The sequence below is a fragment of the Pseudokineococcus sp. 1T1Z-3 genome (assembly GCF_037482365.1).
Taxonomy (GTDB): domain Bacteria; phylum Actinomycetota; class Actinomycetes; order Actinomycetales; family Quadrisphaeraceae; genus Pseudokineococcus.
The window spans coordinates 609,821-626,969 of sequence record NZ_JBBHZF010000026.1; the positions used below are offsets into that span (position 1 = coordinate 609,821).

General features: G+C 77.4%; 14 protein-coding genes. 1 reads left to right on the forward strand and 13 read right to left on the reverse strand.

Features of this window, described 5'->3' with window-relative positions; translation table 11 throughout:
- Position 1 precedes the first annotated feature (1 nt).
- Together WDV86_RS14910 and WDV86_RS14915 are read right to left on the reverse strand one after the other, a co-directional pair.
- The gene (locus WDV86_RS14910) at positions 2 to 181 is read right to left on the reverse strand and encodes a hypothetical protein (protein ID WP_339568425.1); all 180 of its coding nucleotides are present in this window, start codon (positions 179 to 181) and stop codon (positions 2 to 4) included.
- A gap of 25 nt (positions 182 to 206) precedes the next feature.
- Positions 207 to 2,312, reverse strand: coding sequence for a primosome assembly protein PriA (locus WDV86_RS14915; protein WP_339568426.1), 2,106 nt, complete (start codon positions 2,310 to 2,312; stop codon positions 207 to 209).
- A 138-nt stretch (positions 2,313 to 2,450) separates the two neighbouring features.
- Here WDV86_RS14915 and WDV86_RS14920 point away from each other — a divergent pair, with 138 nt between their 5' ends.
- The gene (locus WDV86_RS14920; RefSeq protein WP_339568427.1) at positions 2,451 to 4,268 is read left to right on the forward strand and encodes an EAL domain-containing protein; all 1,818 of its coding nucleotides are present in this window, start codon (positions 2,451 to 2,453) and stop codon (positions 4,266 to 4,268) included.
- 19 nt (positions 4,269 to 4,287) lie between these two features.
- Here the strand turns inward: WDV86_RS14920 and metK are convergent, their stop codons facing one another.
- The 11 genes from metK to WDV86_RS14975 form a co-directional block, all read right to left on the reverse strand.
- On the reverse strand, positions 4,288 to 5,532 hold the full coding sequence (gene metK, locus WDV86_RS14925; RefSeq protein WP_339568428.1) for a methionine adenosyltransferase: 1,245 nt from the start codon (positions 5,530 to 5,532) through the stop codon (positions 4,288 to 4,290).
- A gap of 60 nt (positions 5,533 to 5,592) precedes the next feature.
- Positions 5,593 to 6,876, reverse strand: coding sequence for a bifunctional phosphopantothenoylcysteine decarboxylase/phosphopantothenate--cysteine ligase CoaBC (gene coaBC, locus WDV86_RS14930; protein WP_445263112.1), 1,284 nt, complete (start codon positions 6,874 to 6,876; stop codon positions 5,593 to 5,595).
- A gap of 239 nt (positions 6,877 to 7,115) precedes the next feature.
- On the reverse strand, positions 7,116 to 7,463 hold the full coding sequence (gene rpoZ, locus WDV86_RS14935; RefSeq protein ID WP_445263068.1) for a DNA-directed RNA polymerase subunit omega: 348 nt from the start codon (positions 7,461 to 7,463) through the stop codon (positions 7,116 to 7,118).
- Between the two features lie 120 nt (positions 7,464 to 7,583).
- Positions 7,584 to 8,234 carry a guanylate kinase gene (gmk, locus tag WDV86_RS14940; protein WP_339568430.1) on the reverse strand — a complete coding sequence of 217 codons (651 nt, stop codon included), beginning with the start codon at positions 8,232 to 8,234 and terminating at the stop codon, positions 7,584 to 7,586.
- 4 nt (positions 8,235 to 8,238) lie between these two features.
- Positions 8,239 to 8,553: an integration host factor, actinobacterial type gene (mihF, locus tag WDV86_RS14945; protein ID WP_339568431.1), complete on the reverse strand. Its 315-nt coding sequence runs from the start codon at positions 8,551 to 8,553 to the stop codon at positions 8,239 to 8,241.
- Between the two features lie 242 nt (positions 8,554 to 8,795).
- Positions 8,796 to 9,683 (reverse strand): orotidine-5'-phosphate decarboxylase, encoded by an 888-nt coding sequence (gene pyrF / locus WDV86_RS14950; RefSeq protein ID WP_445263113.1) that lies wholly within the window; start codon positions 9,681 to 9,683, stop codon positions 8,796 to 8,798.
- Between the two features lie 23 nt (positions 9,684 to 9,706).
- On the reverse strand, positions 9,707 to 10,705 hold the full coding sequence (locus tag WDV86_RS14955) for a dihydroorotate dehydrogenase (RefSeq protein ID WP_339568433.1): 999 nt from the start codon (positions 10,703 to 10,705) through the stop codon (positions 9,707 to 9,709).
- Positions 10,702 to 11,694, reverse strand: coding sequence for an iron-sulfur cluster-binding protein (locus tag WDV86_RS14960; protein WP_339568434.1), 993 nt, complete (start codon positions 11,692 to 11,694; stop codon positions 10,702 to 10,704). The genes WDV86_RS14955 and WDV86_RS14960 overlap by 4 nt, the downstream gene beginning before the upstream one ends.
- On the reverse strand, positions 11,691 to 15,116 hold the full coding sequence (gene carB / locus WDV86_RS14965; RefSeq protein WP_339568435.1) for a carbamoyl-phosphate synthase large subunit: 3,426 nt from the start codon (positions 15,114 to 15,116) through the stop codon (positions 11,691 to 11,693). The genes WDV86_RS14960 and carB overlap by 4 nt, the downstream gene beginning before the upstream one ends.
- On the reverse strand, positions 15,116 to 16,465 hold the full coding sequence (carA, locus tag WDV86_RS14970; RefSeq protein ID WP_339568436.1) for a glutamine-hydrolyzing carbamoyl-phosphate synthase small subunit: 1,350 nt from the start codon (positions 16,463 to 16,465) through the stop codon (positions 15,116 to 15,118). Before carA ends, carB begins: the two co-directional genes overlap by 1 nt.
- On the reverse strand, positions 16,462 to 17,121 hold the full coding sequence (locus WDV86_RS14975) for a PH-like domain-containing protein (RefSeq protein WP_339568437.1): 660 nt from the start codon (positions 17,119 to 17,121) through the stop codon (positions 16,462 to 16,464). The genes carA and WDV86_RS14975 overlap by 4 nt, the downstream gene beginning before the upstream one ends.
- Between the last annotated feature and the right edge of the window lie 28 nt (positions 17,122 to 17,149).

Below are 17,149 nucleotides of genomic sequence, written 5' to 3' on the forward strand. Positions count from 1 at the left end.
CTCAGGCCTCCTGCGCGAGAGGTGTCGTCGCCGAGCCACGGCGGTGGGCGCCGGGTCGGGCGGGTCGGGCGTCCACGAGCGGGTCCTCCTGCGGGGCGACGACGAGAGCGCGCCGATCGTAGGCGCGGCGCCCGACCCCGCCGACCGCGTCCGCCGGCCGTCGCGAGTCCCCACCCGCCACGCCCTGGTCCTGGCGTGCGCACGTCTCACCAGCCGTCCAACGGGTCGAGCGGGTCCACCTGCACGCGCACCGGCGGCTCCTTGCGGGCCGACGTCGCCGCCCGGGCCGCGCGGACGGCGTCGGCCAGAGCGAGCGCCGCCCCTCGCGGCGCACGCAGCAGCGCCTGCTCCTGCCCCTGCGTGCCGCTGCCCGCGCGGGCGGACCGCGGCGACGTCCCCACCCACGCCCGCTCGGCCAGCGGCGCCGGCCCGAGGACGCCCGCGCCGGGCGGCAGCGCGAGGGCCGCCAGGAGCGCCCGCACCCCGGCCGGTGCGCCGCTCACCCGCACGACGACGGCGGCCGGTGGCAGGTCGAGCCCGGCGCGCTCGGCGAGCTCGCGCTCGGCGTGGCCGCCCGGGTCCCAGCGCACGAGCGCCTGCAGCGGCGCGAGGCCCGCCTCGCCGACGGCCAGCACCCGGCCCCCCTGCTCCGCCGGGCGCACGAGGCACGCCGCCTGCAGCCAGCGTCGCAGGGCCTCCTCGGCCGAGCGCAGCTCGGCCCGCGACAGCAGCGCCCACGTGTCGAGCAGCAGCGCCGCGCTGTACCCGCCCTCGGCGACGGGCTCGGCGCCCGGCGTCGCGACGACGAGCGCCGGCCCGGCCGGCACCTGCGCGAGCACCTCGGCCGAGCCCCCCGAGCGCCGGACCGTGGCGCCGGGCAGGGCCCGACCCAGCTCCTCGGCCGTCCGTCCCGACCCGACGACGAGGGAGCGCAGCGCCCGCCCGCCGCAGTGCCCGCACGCCCAGGCCGGGGCCCCGGTCGCGCACCACCGGCAGACGGGCGTGCTCGCGCCACCTGGCTCGTCGGGCTGCGGGAGGGCGAGCGGGCCGCCGCACCGACCGCAGCGGGCCGGGTGCCGGCACCGCTGGCACGCCGTCGCGGGCAGGTACCCGGCCCGCGGCACCTGCACGAGCACCGGCCCGGCCGGCAAGGACTCCCGGACCAGCCGCAGCGCGCTCGAGGGCAGCCGCGCGCCGGGCCCGGCCGGGTCCCGGCCGTCGTCGCCGGCGACCGCGACCCGCGGCGTACGGACCCGTACCAGCTCCCGCGCCGCCACGACGGGGCGCGCCCAGCCCTGCGCCAGCAGCTGCTGCGCCTGCGCCGAGCGCGCCGGCGACCCGAGCACGGCGGCGGCGCCCGCCTGCTCCGCCCGCTCGACCAGGACGTCGCGGGCGTGGCAGTAGGGCGCCCGCGGCTCGGCGTGCAGCTCGTCACCGTCGTCCCAGCACACGACCAGGCCCAGCTCCTGCACCGGGGCCAGCGCGGCGGCGCGGGTGCCGACGACGGCCCGCACGCGCCCGCGGCGCAGCGCGACGAAGGCGCGGTAGCGCGCGGTCGGCCCGTCCTCGGCCGTGAGCCGCACGTGCCGGCCGGCGCCGAGGACCGCCGTCATCGCCGCGTCGAGGCGGGCGACGTCGCGGGCGTCGGGCACGACGAGCAGCGCCCCGCGCCCTGCGGCCAGCGCCGCCGCCGCCAGCACGGCGAGGGCGCCCGCCCAGTCCTCCCCCGGCCCGCCCGGCAGCGCCGTCCACACCGCCCGTGGCGCGCCGCCGTCCGCGACTCGCGCGAGCAGGGCCGCACCACCGGCGTAGGCCGACCACGGGCCCGGCTCCGGGCGCGGCAGCGGCCCCAGCGGCGGCCCGGCGCGCTCCTCGGTCTCCACGACGGCGCGACGCGGCGGCACGGCCAGGCGCAGCACGTCCGCCGTCGTCCCCGCGCACCGCCTCGCCACCGCCCGGGCCAGCGCGAGGACGGCCGGGTCGAGCACCGGCTCCGGCGAGACCACCCGCCGCAGCGGTACCAGGGCGCCCGTGTGCTCACTCGTGGCGCGCCGCTCGACGACGAAGCCCTCGACGTCCTGGCCGGCGAGGCGGACCCGGACCCGCGCGCCCACGACCGCCGTCGTCGCGGCCGAGGCGGGCACGGCGTAGTCGAAGACCCGGTCCAGGTGCGGCAGCGGCACGTCCAGGACGACACCGGCGACCGGGTCGACGGCGGCGGCTCCCTCGGGCGTCCGCGGCGCCCGCGCCCGCGGCGCCGAGCGCAGCAGCGAGAGCTGCCCGCCCGTCGCCTCCTCCCCCGCGCCGCCCACGCCGTCATCTCAGCAGGCGCCGCCGACGGCGGCGCCCGCCACCCGGTCTCCGGGCCCGGCCCGCCGGCGGACGCCCGTCCGGGCCAGGCGCACCCCTCTGCCGGTCAAGGCGGCGGCGCCCGCCGCCGAAGCAGCAGCGTGACCACCGCCCCGGCCCCCGGCGGACCCGACGACGCGACCGACGACCGCCTGCAGCTCATCCTCGACGCCTTCACCTCCGTCGCCTCCGAGGAGGACGAGGACGGTGCGCTCGAGCGTGCCGTCGACGTCGCCCGCCTGGCCACCCGCGCCGTGTTCGGCGCCGCCGTCCTGCTCGGCGCGGACGGCGCGATCGCGACGCTGGTGCACGAGGGCATGACCTCCCGGCAGGTGGCCTCGCTGCCCGGGCCGCCGCGCGGCGTCGGCGTCCTCGGCCGGGCCCTCACCGGTGAGTCACTGCGCCTGGACCGGCTGGCCGACCACCCCAGCGCGGTCGGCCTCCCGTCGGTGCACCCGCTGATGGCCGCCTTCCTCGGCGTCCCCGTCACCTCGGCGGAGGGGACGGTGCTCGGCGCGCTCTACCTGAGCAAGCCCCCGGGCCACCCGCCCTTCACCGAGGCCGACGAGGCCCTGGTGAGCGCCCTGGCGCACCAGGTGGGCGCCGTCGTCGTCCGGCTGCGCGCGGCCCGCCAGGTGGAGGCGCTGGCCGTCCGGCTGGCGGCCGCCGAGCGGGTCCGCGGGGCCGCGCTCGCCCGGATGACGAGCGGCATGGACCCGGTCGAGGCGCTCGACCTGCTCCTGGACGCCGTCCGCGAGCAGCTGGCCATGCCCCTGGCCGCGCTGGTCCGGCTGGAGCCGGACGCCTCGGAGCTCCAGCGCGCCCGGGGGACGATGCCCGGCCTGCCCCTGCTCGTCGGGGCCCGCGCGGAGGGCGAGGTCCTCTGCCACCGGATGCTCGCCGGCCAGATCAGCGCCGTCCCCGACGTGCGCGGCCGCGCGGACCTCCTCGGCCTCGCCCCGGGCGCCGTGGGCGCCTACGTGGGCGTCCCGCTGACGGTCGACGGCCAGGTGCACGGGTCGTTGTGCGTGTTCGCCGGTGAGCCCACCCCCGTGGGCGAGCCGGACGTCGCCGCCCTCGGCGTCCTGGCCGACCTCGTGAGCCACCAGCTCTCGCGCCTGGCCGCCGACGCCGCCGTCCGCACCCGCCGCGAGGAGCAGCTGGCCGCGGCCCTCTCCCCCGACGGGCTCAGCATCGTGCTGCAGCCCGTGGTGAGCCTGTCCGACGGGCGCGTGGTCGCCGTCGAGGCCCTCGCCCGCTTCCCGACGCTGGGGCTGCGCCCGGACGTCGTCTTCGCCGAGGCCGCGTCGCTCGGGCACGGCGTCCAAGCCGAGCTCGTGGCGCTGCGGGCCGCCCTGGCGCTGCTGCCGTCGCTGCCGGACGGGGTGGACCTCACCGCGAACGTCGGGCCGGCGACGATGCTCGACCCCGAGGTGCTGACCGTCCTCGGCGGGACCGACGCCGGACGGGTGGTCCTGGAGCTCACCGAGCACGAGGACCTCGGGGAGCACCCCGGCCTCGTCGAGGCGGTACACCAGGTCCGCGCGACCGGTGCCCGTGTCGCCATCGACGACGCCGGGGCCGGGTACTCCGGCCTGCGCAGCATCGTCGACGTCGCCCCCGACGTCCTCAAGCTCGACATCGCGCTGGTGCGGGGTATCGACGCCGACCCGGCGCGGCGCTCGCTGGTGCGTGCCCTCGTCGCCCTCGCCCAGGACCTGGGGGCCGTCCTCGTCGCCGAGGGCGTCGAGACGGCTGCCGAGCTGGACGAGCTGCGCCGGCTGGGGGTCCGCAAGGCCCAGGGCTACTTCCTCGGTCGTCCCGCCGCCCCGGCAGAGGTCGACCTCGGGCGACGGACGCTCGCGGCGCTGCCGGCCCAGCGGCCCGCCCAGCACCACCCCCTGCCGGCCTCCTGGTAGCGGAGCACGACCGCGAGGCTCAGCCGACGGCCGAGCGCAGCTGCTCCACCCGGTCGGTCCGCTCCCACGTGAGGTCGGGCAGCTCGCGGCCGAAGTGCCCGTGCGCCGCCGTCTGGGCGTAGATGGGACGCAGCAGGTCGAGGTCGCGGACGAGCGCCGCCGGGCGCAGGTCGAAGACCTCGCGGATCGCGGCGGTGATGCGCTCGACGGGCGCCGTCTCGGTGCCGAAGCACTCCACGTACAGGCCCACCGGGCGGGCCGTGCCGATGGCGTAGGCCACCTGCACCTCGCAGCGGCGCGCCAGGCCGGCCGCGACGACGTTCTTGGCGACCCACCGCATCGCGTAGGCCCCGGAGCGGTCGACCTTCGAGGGGTCCTTGCCGGAGAAGGCGCCGCCGCCGTGGCGGGCCATGCCGCCGTAGGTGTCGACGATGATCTTGCGACCGGTCAGCCCGGCGTCGCTCATCGGCCCGCCCACCTCGAAGCGGCCCGAGGGGTTGACCAGCAGCCGCACGCCGTCGACGTCCAGCCCCGTCCGCGCGAGCACCGGCTCGACGACGTGCTCGCGGACGTCGGGCGCGAGGGTGTCGAGCGCGACGTCGCCGGCGTGCTGGGTGGAGACGACGACCGTCTCCACCCGGACCGGGCGGTCGCCGTCGTAGCCGATGGTCACCTGGGTCTTGCCGTCGGGGCGCAGGTAGGGCAGCACGCCCTCGTTGCGCACCTGGGACAGGCGCTCGGAGAGGCGGTGCGCCGTCCAGATCGGCAGGGGCATGAGCTCGGGGGTGTCGTCGCAGGCGTACCCGAACATCAGGCCCTGGTCGCCCGCGCCCTGCGCGTCGAGGAGGTCGTCGAGGTCGGCGAGGGTGGTGCCGTCCCCGCCGCGGGCCTCCCACGCCCGGTCCACGCCCGCCGCGATGTCGGGCGACTGGGCGCCGATGGAGACCTCGACGCCGCAGGAGGCGCCGTCGAAGCCCTTGAGCGAGCTGTCGTAGCCGATGCCGAGGATGGTCGAGCGCACGATGGCGGGGATGTCGGCCCAGCCGCTCGTGGTCACCTCGCCGGCCACGTGCACGAGGCCCGTGGTGACCATCGCCTCGACGGCGACACGGCTCCTCGGGTCCTGCGCGAGCAGCGCGTCGAGGACGCCGTCGCTGATCTGGTCGCAGATCTTGTCGGGGTGGCCCTCCGTCACCGACTCCGACGTGAACAGGCGCAGGGGCGGACGCCCGGTCCCGGCGGCGGGCACGGCGCTGTCGGGCAACGGGTCTCCTCGGGGGCAGCGGCTGCTGGCGGGCGCCGGCGCGCGCCGGGCCCGGTCACCCTAGCCGCGGGGCAGCCGCTCGCGGACCGCGTCCAGGACGGCGTCCGCGACGACCTCCTTGGGCGCCGGGCCGACCACCTGCCGCGAGCCGTCCGAGCCCAGCAGGACGGCGGTGCTGTCCGGCAGCCCGAAGACGGCGCCGCCGGCGACGTCGTTGAGCACGAGCAGGTCGCAGCCCTTGCGGGCGAGCTTGGCGACGGCGTGCGCCAGGACGTCGCCGTCCTCGTCGCCCGTCTCGGCGGCGAAGCCGACGACGACCTGGCCGGGGGGGCGGGTGGCCGCGAGCTCGGCGAGGACGTCCGGGTTGCGCACCAGCGCGACGACGGGCGCGTCGTCGCTGCCCGGGTCCTTCTTCATCTTCTGCTCGGCGACCTGCGCGGGGCGGAAGTCAGCGACCGCCGCCGCCATGACGACGGCGTCGGCGCCCTCGCGCTCGGCGAGGACGGCCGCGCGCAGCCCGCGGGCGTCACCGACCTCGACGACGCGGACGCCCGCCGGCAGCGCCACCTCCAGGTGCGCGGCGACGAGCGTGACGTCGGCGCCGCGGGCCGCCGCGCGTGCGGCCAGGGCGACGCCCTGCCGGCCCGAGGACCGGTTGCCGAGGTACCGCACCGGGTCCAGCGGCTCGCGCGTGCCGCCGGCGGTGACGACGACGCGCCGCCCGGCGAGGTCGCGGACCCCGGGGCCAGCGGCCGCGGGCTGGACGTCGCCCAGCAGCTGCAGCGCCGCGGCGTGGACGACGTCGGGCTCGGGCAGGCGGCCGGGGCCGGAGTCGGCGCCCGTGAGGCGGCCGACGGCAGGCTCCAGGACGTGCACGCCGCGCTCGCGCAGCAGCGCGACGTTGGCGACCGTCGCCGGGTGCTGCCACATCTCGGTGTGCATGGCCGGGGCCATGAGCACGGGGCACGTGGCGGTCAGCAGGGTGCTGGTGAGCAGGTCGTCGGCGAGGCCGTGCGCGGCCCGGGCGAGCAGGTCCGCCGTCGCGGGGGCGACGACGACGAGGTCGGCCTCGCGGCCCACGCGCACGTGCGGCACCTCGTGGACGTCGTCCCAGACGTCGGTGGCGACGGGCGCGCCCGACAGCGCCGCCCACGTCGGCGCCCCGACGAAGCGCAGCGCGGCCGCCGTCGGCACCACCCGGACGTCGGCGCCGCCCTCGGCCAGCAGACGCAGCAGGGCGGCGGCCTTGTACGCCGCGATGCCGCCCCCAACGCCGAGCACCACGCGGGGGCGGGCCCGTGCAGCCGGTGCTGGCGCGTCCGGGGGCGGGGCGTCCGGGTGCACGACGGCGGGGGGTGCGGCGTCGTGCGGGGCGGGGGGCTCGCTGTCCACGGGGTCTCCGGTCGCTCGGGTCTCCGGTCGCTCGGGGCGCCGGCCCTCTCGGGCCCGGACGCAGGACCGCCGCCGTCCCGGCGTCGGGGCGGCGGCGGCACGCCTGGTGCTCGGGCTTGTCGGTCGCCCGGTACTTGTCGGTCGCTCGGTGCTGGTCGGTCGCTCGTCGCCGCCGGGGGCCGACCGCGGCGTCAGCCCTCGGCGGGGACGTCGTCCTCGGTGAGCAGGCCCTCGAGGCCGCCGTCGGGGGCGAGCTCGTAGGTCTCGCCGGTGTCGCCGGCGTCCAGCGGGCGCACCGTCAGCAGGCCCGCGTCGATCTCGCGCAGCGCCACCGACAGCGGCTTCTCCTGGACGTGGGTCTCGACGAGGGGGCCGACGTTCTCCAGCAGGCCCTCGGAGAGCTGGGAGTAGTAGGCGTTGATCTGACGGGCGCGCTTGGCGCCGTAGATCACGAGCGCGTACTTGGAGTCCGCGGACTTCAGGAGCTGGTCGATGGGCGGGTCGGTGATGCCCTCGGGGGCGGCGCTGGTTCCGGACACGGGTCCTCCTGCGGTCGTGGTGCGCCCGGGCCACGGGCGCTGGTCGTCGTGCGGGCCGCCGCCGGCGAGGGAACCGGCGCGCGGCACCCGCAGGTGCGCCGGTCCGGCCCGGGCGGCGGGTCAGCGACCCGGTGAGGTGCTGCGGTCGCCGCCCAGCGGCGTCAGACCCATCGATGATACGAGGTCGTCGCCGGCCTGGAGGACATCGGCGTTGACGACGGTCACGTCGAACTCGGCCTCGGCGGCCAGCTCGACGCGCGCCGTGGCGAGCCGGCGCCGACGCTCGGCCTCGTCCTCGGTGCCGCGCCCGACCAGCCGGCGGACGAGCTCCTCCCACGAGGGCGGTGCGAGGAAGACGAAGCGGGCGGTCGGCATGGTCGCCCGGACCTGCCGCGCGCCCTGGAGGTCGATCTCCAGCAGCGCCGCCCGTCCCTCCGCGAGAGCCCGCTCGACGGGGGCCCGGGGGGTGCCGTAGCGGTGCCGGCCGTGGACGACGGCCCACTCCAGCAGGTCGCCGTCGGCCGTCATCTCGTCGAAGCGGGCGTCGTCGACGAAGTGGTAGTGGACCCCGTCGACCTCGCCGGGGCGCGGGCTCCTCGTGGTCGCCGAGACCGAGAGCCAGACCTGCGGGTAGCGCTCGCGCACGTCGGCCGAGACGGTGCCCTTGCCCACCGCCGTGGGCCCGGCGAGGACGGTGAGCCGGGAGGGCCGCTGCTCGGCCGTCCCGGCCGGCGCCTCGGCTGGTCGTGCGTCGTCGGTCGCGTCGCCCACGCGCTCAGGACTCGAAGCGGGCGACGAGGGCGGAGATCTGGTGGGCGCCGAGGCCCCGGACGCGCCGGGACTCCGAGATGCCCACCTCCTCCATGATCTTGCGGGCCTTGACACGCCCGACGCCAGGCATGGACTCCAGCAGGGCGCTGACCTTCATCTTGCCGACGACGTCGTCGCTCTGGCCGTCGCGGACCACCTGCTCCAGGGAGCCCTGGCCGTACTTGAGGCGGTTCTTGATCTCGGCCCGGGCGCGCCGCGCCTGCGCGGCCTTCTCCAGCGCCGCGGCGCGCTGCTCGTCGGTCAGGGGCGGGAGCGGCACGGCGTGTCCACCTCGGGTCGTGACGGGGGGCCGCAGGGGCTCCGGACGGGACGGGATCGAGCGGGCACCAGCGACGTCCGGGAGACCTCCCCGGCGCACCGACCGCGAGGAGCCGACGCTAGCGAGTCCGCTCCACCAGCGGCAACGTCCCCCGCCCGACCCCACACGTCCGAGGACGAGTCGTCGCCAGTTCCCCCCTCCCGGGCCCCACGAGGGCGAGTCGTCGCCCGCCCGCCCCGGGCTCAGCCGGCCAGGGCGAGCGCGCAGCGCTCGGAGAGGTCACGGGCCGCGGCGCGGACGGCCCGGACGTCGGGGCCGGCCGCGAGGACGGCGCGCGTCGACGTCGCCAGCACCTGGCGGCGCGCGGGACCGAACACGCGGGCGAGGTCCTCCGGCGTCGCGCCCTGGGCCCCGAGCCCCGGTGCGAGCAGAGGCGCGCCCGTCGCCGCCAGGTCGAGCCCCAGCTGCTCGGCCGCCCGCCCCGTCGTCGCCCCGACGACCATGCCGACCGACCCCAGGCGTCCTTGCGCCACCGCGGCGGCGTTCTCGGCGGCGACCCCGCGCGCGACGCCCGCGGCGACGGCGCGGCCGTCCTCGTCGCGGGCGTGCTGCACGGACGCGCCCTCGGGGTTGGACGTCAGCGCCAGCACGAAGACCCCGCGCCCGGTCGACGCCGCGAGGTCCAGCGCCGGCCGCAGCGACCCGAGCCCCAGGTACGGAGACGCCGTGACGGCGTCCGCGGCGCCCGGCGCGCCGTCCGCCAGGGACGCCTGGGCGTAGGCCTCCATCGTGCTGCCGACGTCGCCCCGCTTGACGTCCAGCACCGACAGGCACCCCGCCTCGGCCAGCGCCGCGAGCACGCGCTCCAGGACGGCGACGCCGCGGCTGCCGTGCCGCTCGAAGAAGGCCGACTGCGGCTTGACCGCCGCCACGGCGCCGGCCAGCGCCTCGACGCCGGTCATGGCGAAGCGCTCCAGCCCGGCGGGGTCGTCGGCGCACCCCCAGGCCGCCAGCAGGCCCGGGTGCGGGTCCAGGCCGACCGCGAGCGGCCCGTGGACCTCCATCGCCTCGCGCAGCCGACCTCCGAAGGTCGCACCAGCCTGCACCTCGGGCACGACGTCCTCCTCCATCTCGGTGACCGTCCTGGGGACCGTCACGGGCGGTGGGCGTAGCCGACGGCCTCGCCCAGGGCGCGGAAGCCCCGCTCGGCGAGCATCGTCTCCAGCTCGGCGGCGACCCGGCCCGGCGTGCCCGGGTCGGCGAAGACAGCCGTCCCCACCTGCACGGCGCTCGCGCCGGCGAGCACCAGCTGCAGCGCGTCCGCCCCGCTCGCGACCCCGCCCGTCCCGACCACGGGTGCCGTCGGCAAGAGCCCGGCGAGCATCGCCGCCCGCAGCTGCCAGACGCACCGGACCGCGACCGGCCGGATCGCCGGTCCCGACAGCCCACCCGTGGTGACGGCCAGCCGCGGCCGCATGGTCCGCACGTCGACGTCGACCCCGAGCAGCGTGTTGATCGCCGTCAGCCCGCTCGCGCCCGCCTCCAGGCAGGCGCGGGCGACGGCGACGAGGTCGGTGACGTCGGGCGACAGCTTCGCCAGCAGGACGACGTCGTCGCCCACGGCGGCGCGCACGGCCGCCAGCACGGCGGCGCTGCTGCCCGGGTCGCAGGCGAAGACGAGCCCGCGGTTGGCGACGTTGGGGCAGGAGATGTTGACCTCCAGCGCCGCCACGCCAGCCGCCGCGGGCGAGGTGACCACCCGCCGGGCCACCTCCGCGAACTCGGCCGCGTCCCCGCCAGCCACCGAGACCACGGCGCGCGCACCCCGCCCGGCCAGCCACGGCAGGTCGTGCTCGACGAGCGCGTCGACGCCGCCACCCTGCAGGCCGATCGAGTTCAGCATCCCGGCCGGCGTCTCCGCCATGCGCGGCGTCGGCCGGCCCGAGCGCGCCGCCAGCATCACCGACTTGGTGACGACGGCGCCGAGCGCGGCGACGTCGGTGAAGGCGTCGAGCTCGCGGCCCGCCGCGGCGCACCCGGACGCCGTCATCACCGGTCCGGGCAGGCGCGCGCCCGCGAGGTCGACACCCATGTCGACGCCGCCCGCGACGGCCTCGCCGGCTCCCCCCGAGACCTCCGCCGCGGCGCTCACCGGGCTCCCGCCACGGGCGTCGTGACGGCGTCCCCGCCGCCCGGCGGCGGGGACGGCGCCGCGCGCGGCGCCCCGACGGCGTCCGCCGGCACCTGCGCGCCGACCCCGGCCGGCCGCCCCGGCGCCGCCGCGCCGATGGCGTCCCACCGCAGCGCCCGACCGTCGAACACCGGCCCCTCGGTGCAGGCGCGCAGCATCCGCGTGGCGCCGTCGGCGCCGACGACCGGCAGCACGCACGTCATGCACACGCCCACGCCGCAAGCCATGGACTCCTCCGTCGCCAGCTGGGTCGCCGCCCCGCCGCGGGCGGCGACCTCGTGCACGGCCCGCAGCATCACCATGGGGCCGCAGGCGAGCACGTGCCGGGCGCCGTGCTCGGCGAGCACCGGGGCGAGGGCGTCGGTCACCCGGCCCCGCTGGCCGGCCGAGCCGTCGTCGGTCGTCACGTGCAGGCGGTCCACCGGCGCGTCCGCGTCCCCGCTCGCCGCGGTCGGGACGTCGTGGGCCAGCAGCCGCCGCGCGTCCCCCGCGCCGACGACGAGGTCGACGGCGCTGCCCCGCGCCCGCAAGGCCCGCCCGAGCCACGCCAGCGGCGCCGCGCCGTAGCCACCGCCGACGAGGACGACGCCCTCGCCCTCCGGCGGCAGCGAGAACGGCTGCCCCAGCGGCGCGACGACGGACAGCCTCTCCCCCGGACGCAGCGCGGCGATCCGCGCCGTCCCCGGCCCCGCCGCGGCGACGACGAGCGTCACCGTGCCGGCGCCGGCGTCCACCGCGGCGATCGAGAAGGACCGCCGCAGCAGCATCCCCGAGTCCCCGGTGGAGCAGGCCGCGAACTGCCCCGGCCGCGCCGCGGCGGCCGCTGCGGGGGCGTCGAGCACCAGGCGCGTGTAGGCCCCCACCGGCTCGGCAGCCAGCACCGGCGCGTCGACGACGGCCGCGGTCGAGAGCGCCGGCGGCGCAGTCTCGACGCCCCCGGTGGGCGTCACGGCGCTGCCACCGCGCCCGCCGGGGCGACACCGGCGGGCTGCCCCTCCGCCGGCGTGCCGGCGCCGCCCTGGTCCGGGCCGTCGGGAGCCGCGTACCCGCCCCAGACCTCCCGCAGCGCCCGGGCGTGCTCCTGCAGGCTGGCCACACGCACCTGACCGCCGCGGGCGGCGTCGATGCCCTGCACGGCCGCCGAGAGCTGCTGCACCGTCGTGATGATCGGCTTGTCCATCGCCGTCGACGCCGCGCGGATCTCGTAGCCGTCGGCCCGCGCCGCCGTGCCGGAGGGCGTGTTGACGACGACGTCGACGTCGCCCGCGAGGATCCGCTGCACGACCGTCGGCACCGCCGGCTGCCCGTCGCGGGCGGGCAGCGGGCCGGCGCTGTGCTTGCGCACCTGCGTGCTCGGGATCCCGTTGCGCGCGAGCACCTCTGCGGTGCCCTCGGTGGCGAGCACCTCGAACCCCAGGTCCACCAGCCGCTTGACCGGCAGGACGAGCGCCCGCTTGTCCCGGTCCGCGACCGACACGAAGACCCGTCCGGTCGACGGGAGCCCGCCGTAGGCCGCGGACTGGGACTTGGCGAAGGCCGCGGGGAAGTCGACGTCGATCCCCATGACCTCGCCCGTCGAGCGCATCTCGGGCCCCAGCAGGGAGTCGACGACCTGGCCGTCCGGCGTCCGGAACCGCTTGAACGGCAGCACCGCCTCCTTGACCGCGACCGGCGCCCCCAGGGGCAGCGACCCGCCATCGCCCTCCGCCGGCAGCAGCCCCTCCGCGCGCAGCTGCGTGATGGTCGCGCCGAGCATCACCCGCGCGCAGGCCTTCGCCAGCTGCACCCCCGTGGCCTTGGCGACGAAGGGCACCGTCCGGCTCGCGCGCGGGTTGGCCTCCAGCACGTGCAGGACGTCGCCCGCCAGGGCGAACTGCACGTTGAGCAGCCCCCGCACCCCGACGCCACGGGCGATGGCCTCGGTGCACCGGCGCACCCGCTCGACCTCGCCGCGTCCCAGCGTGGCCGGCGGCAGCACGCAGGCGGAGTCGCCGGAGTGCACGCCCGCCTCCTCGATGTGCTCCATGACGCCGCCCAGGTACAGCTGCTCGCCGTCGAAGAGCGCGTCGACGTCGATCTCGATGGCGTCCTCGAGGAAGCGGTCCACCAGCAGCGGGTGGTCGGGCGAGACGACCACGCCGGTGCGCCGCGCCCGCGCGACGTACCCGGCGAGGGTCTCCTCGTCGTAGACGATCTCCATGCCGCGGCCGCCGAGGACGAAGGACGGCCGCACGAGCACCGGGTAGCCGATGTCCGCGGCGACGGCGACGGCCTCCTCCGCGGAGGCGGCCGTGCCCCACCGCGGCGAGGAGAGCCCCGCCTGCGCCAGCACCCGCCCGAAGGCACCCCGGTCCTCGGCGAGGTCGATGGCCGACGGCGAGGTGCCCACGATCGGCACGCCCGCCGCCTCCAGGCCCCGCGCCAGCCCGAGCGGCGTCTGGCCCCCGAGCTGGACGACGACGCCGACGACCTCGCCGCTGCGCTGCTCCGCGGCGATGACCTCGAGGACGTCCTCGAGCGTCAGCGGCTCGAAGTAGAGCCGGTCGGAGGTGTCGTAGTCGGTCGAGACGGTCTCGGGGTTGCAGTTGACCATCACGGTCTCGAAGCCGGCGTCGCCGAGCGCGAAGGCCGCGTGCACGCAGGAGTAGTCGAACTCGACGCCCTGCCCGATCCGGTTGGGCCCGGACCCGAGGATGACGACCTTGCGCCGCTCGCTGGGCGAGACCTCGTCCTCCTCGTCGTAGGAGGAGTAGTGGTACGGCGTGCTCGCGGCGAACTCCGCGGCGCACGTGTCCACCGTCTTGTAGACCGGTCGGACGCCGAGCGCGTGCCGCACCCCGCGCACGACGTCCTCGGGCATCGAGCGCAGCGCGCCCAGCTGGGCGTCGGAGAAGCCCGCGCGCTTGGCCCGCCGCAGCAGGTCGACCGAGAGGTCCTGCGCTGCAGCCACCTCCGCGGCGACCTCCTCGATCCCGGCCATCTCCTCGAGGAACCACGGGTCGATGCCCGTGGCCTCGTGCAGGGTGTCGACGTCGACCCCGGCCCGCAGCGCCTGCTGGACGGCGACGATCCGCCCGTCCGTCGGCACCGCCACCTCGGCCATCAGCGAGTCGAGCTCCTCCGGCCCGGCGGGGGCGCCGTCCCAGTGGAAGGACGAGCCGCGCCTCTCCAGCGAGCGCAGCGCCTTCTGCAGCGCCTCGGGGAAGCTGCGGCCGATGGCCATCGCCTCGCCGACGCTCTTCATCGTCGTCGTGAGCGACGCGTCGGCTGCCGGGAACTTCTCGAAGGCGAAGCGGGGCACCTTGACGACGACGTAGTCCAGGCTGGGCTCGAAGCTCGCGGGCGTCTTCTCGGTGATGTCGTTGGGGATCTCGTCGAGGGTGTACCCCACCGCGAGCCGCGCGGCGATCTTGGCGATCGGGAAGCCCGTCGCCTTGGAGGCCAGGGCGGAGCTGCGCGAGACGCGCGGGTTCATCTCGATGACGACCATGCGCCCGTCGCGGGGGTCGACGGCGAACTGGATGTTGCAGCCGCCGGTGTCCACCCCCACCGCGCGGATGACGGCGATGGCGACGTCGCGCATCCGCTGGTACTCGCGGTCGGTGAGCGTCATGGCCGGGGCGACGGTGATCGAGTCACCCGTGTGCACGCCCATCGGGTCGAGGTTCTCGATGGAGCAGACGACGACGACGTTGTCGGCCTTGTCCCTCATGAGCTCGAGCTCGTACTCCTTCCACCCGAGGATCGACTCCTCGAGCAGCACCGAGCTCGTCGGGCTGGCCCGCAGCCCGGCGCCGGCGAAGCGCTCGAGCTCGGCGGCGTCGTGGGCGAAGCCCGAGCCGAGGCCGCCCATGGTGAAGGACGGCCGGACGACGACGGGGTAGCCGAGGTCCTCGGCCGCCGCCAGCGCCTCCTCCAGCGTGTGCGCCATGGCGCTGCGGGCGCTCTCGGCCCCGCACCGGTCGACGATCTCCTTGAAGACCTGCCGGTCCTCGCCCCTCTGGATGGCCTCGACGTCCGCGCCGACGAGCTCGACGCCGTAGCGCTCCAGCACGCCGGCGTCGTGCAGCGCGATGGCGGTATTGAGCGCCGTCTGCCCGCCGAGCGTCGCGAGGACGGCGTCCGGGCGCTCCCGGGCGATGATCGCCTCGACCACCTCGGGGGTGATCGGCTCCACGTAGGTCGCGTCGGCGAACTCCGGGTCCGTCATGATCGTCGCCGGGTTGGAGTTGACGAGGACGACGCGCAGGCCCTCCTCGCGCAGCACCCGGCAGGCCTGGGTGCCGGAGTAGTCGAACTCGCAGGCCTGGCCGATGACGATCGGCCCGGAGCCGATGACGAGGACCGACCGGAGGTCGTCGCGGCGGGGCATCAGGCGCTCTTCTCGCTGGTCGTGGTGGGTGCGGCGGTGGCGGGGCCGCTGGTGGGTCCGCTGTCGTGACCGGGGGTGTCCGGCACCTGCTCTCCGGGCGCGGCCATGAGGTCGCAGAACCGGTCGAAGAGGTAGCCGGCGTCGTGCGGGCCGGCGGCGGCCTCGGGGTGGTACTGGACGCTGAAGGCGGGGGTCTCCAGCAGCCGCAGGCCCTCGACGACGCGGTCGTTGAGGCACCAGTGGCTGACCTCGCCCGGCCCGTAGGGCGTCGGGAAGGTCTCCCCGATCGGCGCGTCGACGGCGAAGCCGTGGTTGTGGGCGGTGATCTCCACCGAGCCCGTGGTGGAGTCCATCACGGGCTGGTTGACCCCGCGGTGGCCGTAGCCGAGCTTGTAGGTCCCGAGCCCGAGCGCCCGCCCCAGCAGCTGGTTGCCGTAGCAGATGCCGAAGAAGGGCACCCGCCGCTCCAGCACGTCCTGCAGCACGCCGACCTCGTGCTCGGCGGCCGCCGGGTCCCCCGGGCCGTTGGAGTAGAAGACGCCGTGCGGCTGCAGGGCCAGGACGTCGGCCGTGCTCGCCGACGAGGGCAGCACGTGCGTGCGGACCCCGCGCTGGGCCAGGTGCCAGGGCGTGCGCGACTTGATGCCAAGGTCTAGGGCGACGACCGTCATCGGGCGCCCGTCGGGCCCGGTGCGCGGCTCGCCGACGGGCTCGACGACGTACGGCTCGGGCGTCGTGACCTCGCCGGCGAGGTCGGCGCCGCGCATCGTGGGTGCGTCCAGGACGGCCGCGAGCAGCTCGGCCGGCTCCAGCCGGCGCCCGGTCGTCGGGTCGTGCAGCGCCTCCCCGGAGAAGACGCCGACGCGCATCGCCCCGCGCTCGCGCAGGTGCCGCGTGAGCGCCCGGGTGTCGACGCCGCTGATGCCGACGACGCCCTGGGCCGCCAGCTCCTCGCCGAGGTCCCCGCGGCTGCGCCAGCTGGACGCCCGCCGGGCGGGGTCGCGGACGACGAAGCCCGCGACCCAGATCCGGCTGCTCTCGCCGTCCTCGTCGTTGACGCCGGTGTTGCCGACGTGCGGGGCCGTCATGACGACGACCTGCCGGTGGTAGGAGGGGTCTGTCAGCGTCTCCTGGTAGCCGGTCATGGCCGTGCAGAAGACGGCCTCGCCGACCGTCGTGCCCGTGGCGCCGTAGGCGTGCCCGGCGAAGGAGCGCCCGTCCTCCAGGACGAGCACCGCCTCCGGCCGCGCGGTCGCCTCCCGGGTCCGGGTGGCCGGCTCGTGGTGCCCAGCCGTGCCCTCGCCCGTGTCCTCGGTCGCCCGCCCGACCTCCGTCCGTGCCTGCGTCATGACGTGCTCCTCGGTCCTTCGTCGGTGCTCTCGTCCGGGGTCTCCCCCGTCACGTCTGGCGGTGCCGTCCCGGGGCGCCGGGGCGTGCCGTCCCCCCGGTCCTCCCCGTGCTGGTCGTCCCCGTGCTGGTCCTCGGGCGCAGGGTGGTGCTCGGGCTGGCGGGCCAGGAGCCCTGCCACGGCGGTGACGAGCGCGTCGGCGTCCTGCTCGCGGCGCAACCGAAGCCCGCTGTCCACCGGCCGGTCGTCCCCCGGCCCGAGCAGCCAGCTGATCACCACGAAGCCCTCCCCGCGGACGACCTTGCCCGCCTGCGCGGTGTCCCGGCGCACCCGTCGCAGCCGGTCGACGGGCAGCCACAGCACGTCCCCGGCCTCGAGGGCGACGGAGACGCCGCCGGCGAACACGGCGACGTCGCAGCGGCTGCGGCGCCCGAGGCCGTGGGCCACCACGCGGTCGAGCCAGTCGCCCTGCGTCGTCGTGCCGACGTAGACGCCCTCGCGGGGGCCCAGCAGCGGCTCGCCCGGCTCGCCCGGGGCCGCCACCGGCTCGGGGACGTCGGCCTGGCGGCGCGAACGACGGCGCCACCCCCACCACATGAGCGCCCACAGCACGGGGATCGTGAGCAGCACGAGGACGCCGGCGCCCTGCTCGCTCACGCGCGGCCTCCCCCGCGGGCCGGGGTGG

Bases quoted from the DNA above. Each gene is read 5' to 3' on its own strand.
- pyrF (WP_445263113.1), bottom strand. From the start codon at position 9,683: ATGGAGGAGGACGTCGTGCCCGAGGTGCAGGCTGGTGCGACCTTCGGA.
- carB (WP_339568435.1), bottom strand. From the start codon at position 15,116: ATGCCCCGCCGCGACGACCTCCGGTCGGTCCTCGTCATCGGCTCCGGG.
- carA (WP_339568436.1), bottom strand. From the start codon at position 16,465: ATGACGCAGGCACGGACGGAGGTCGGGCGGGCGACCGAGGACACGGGC.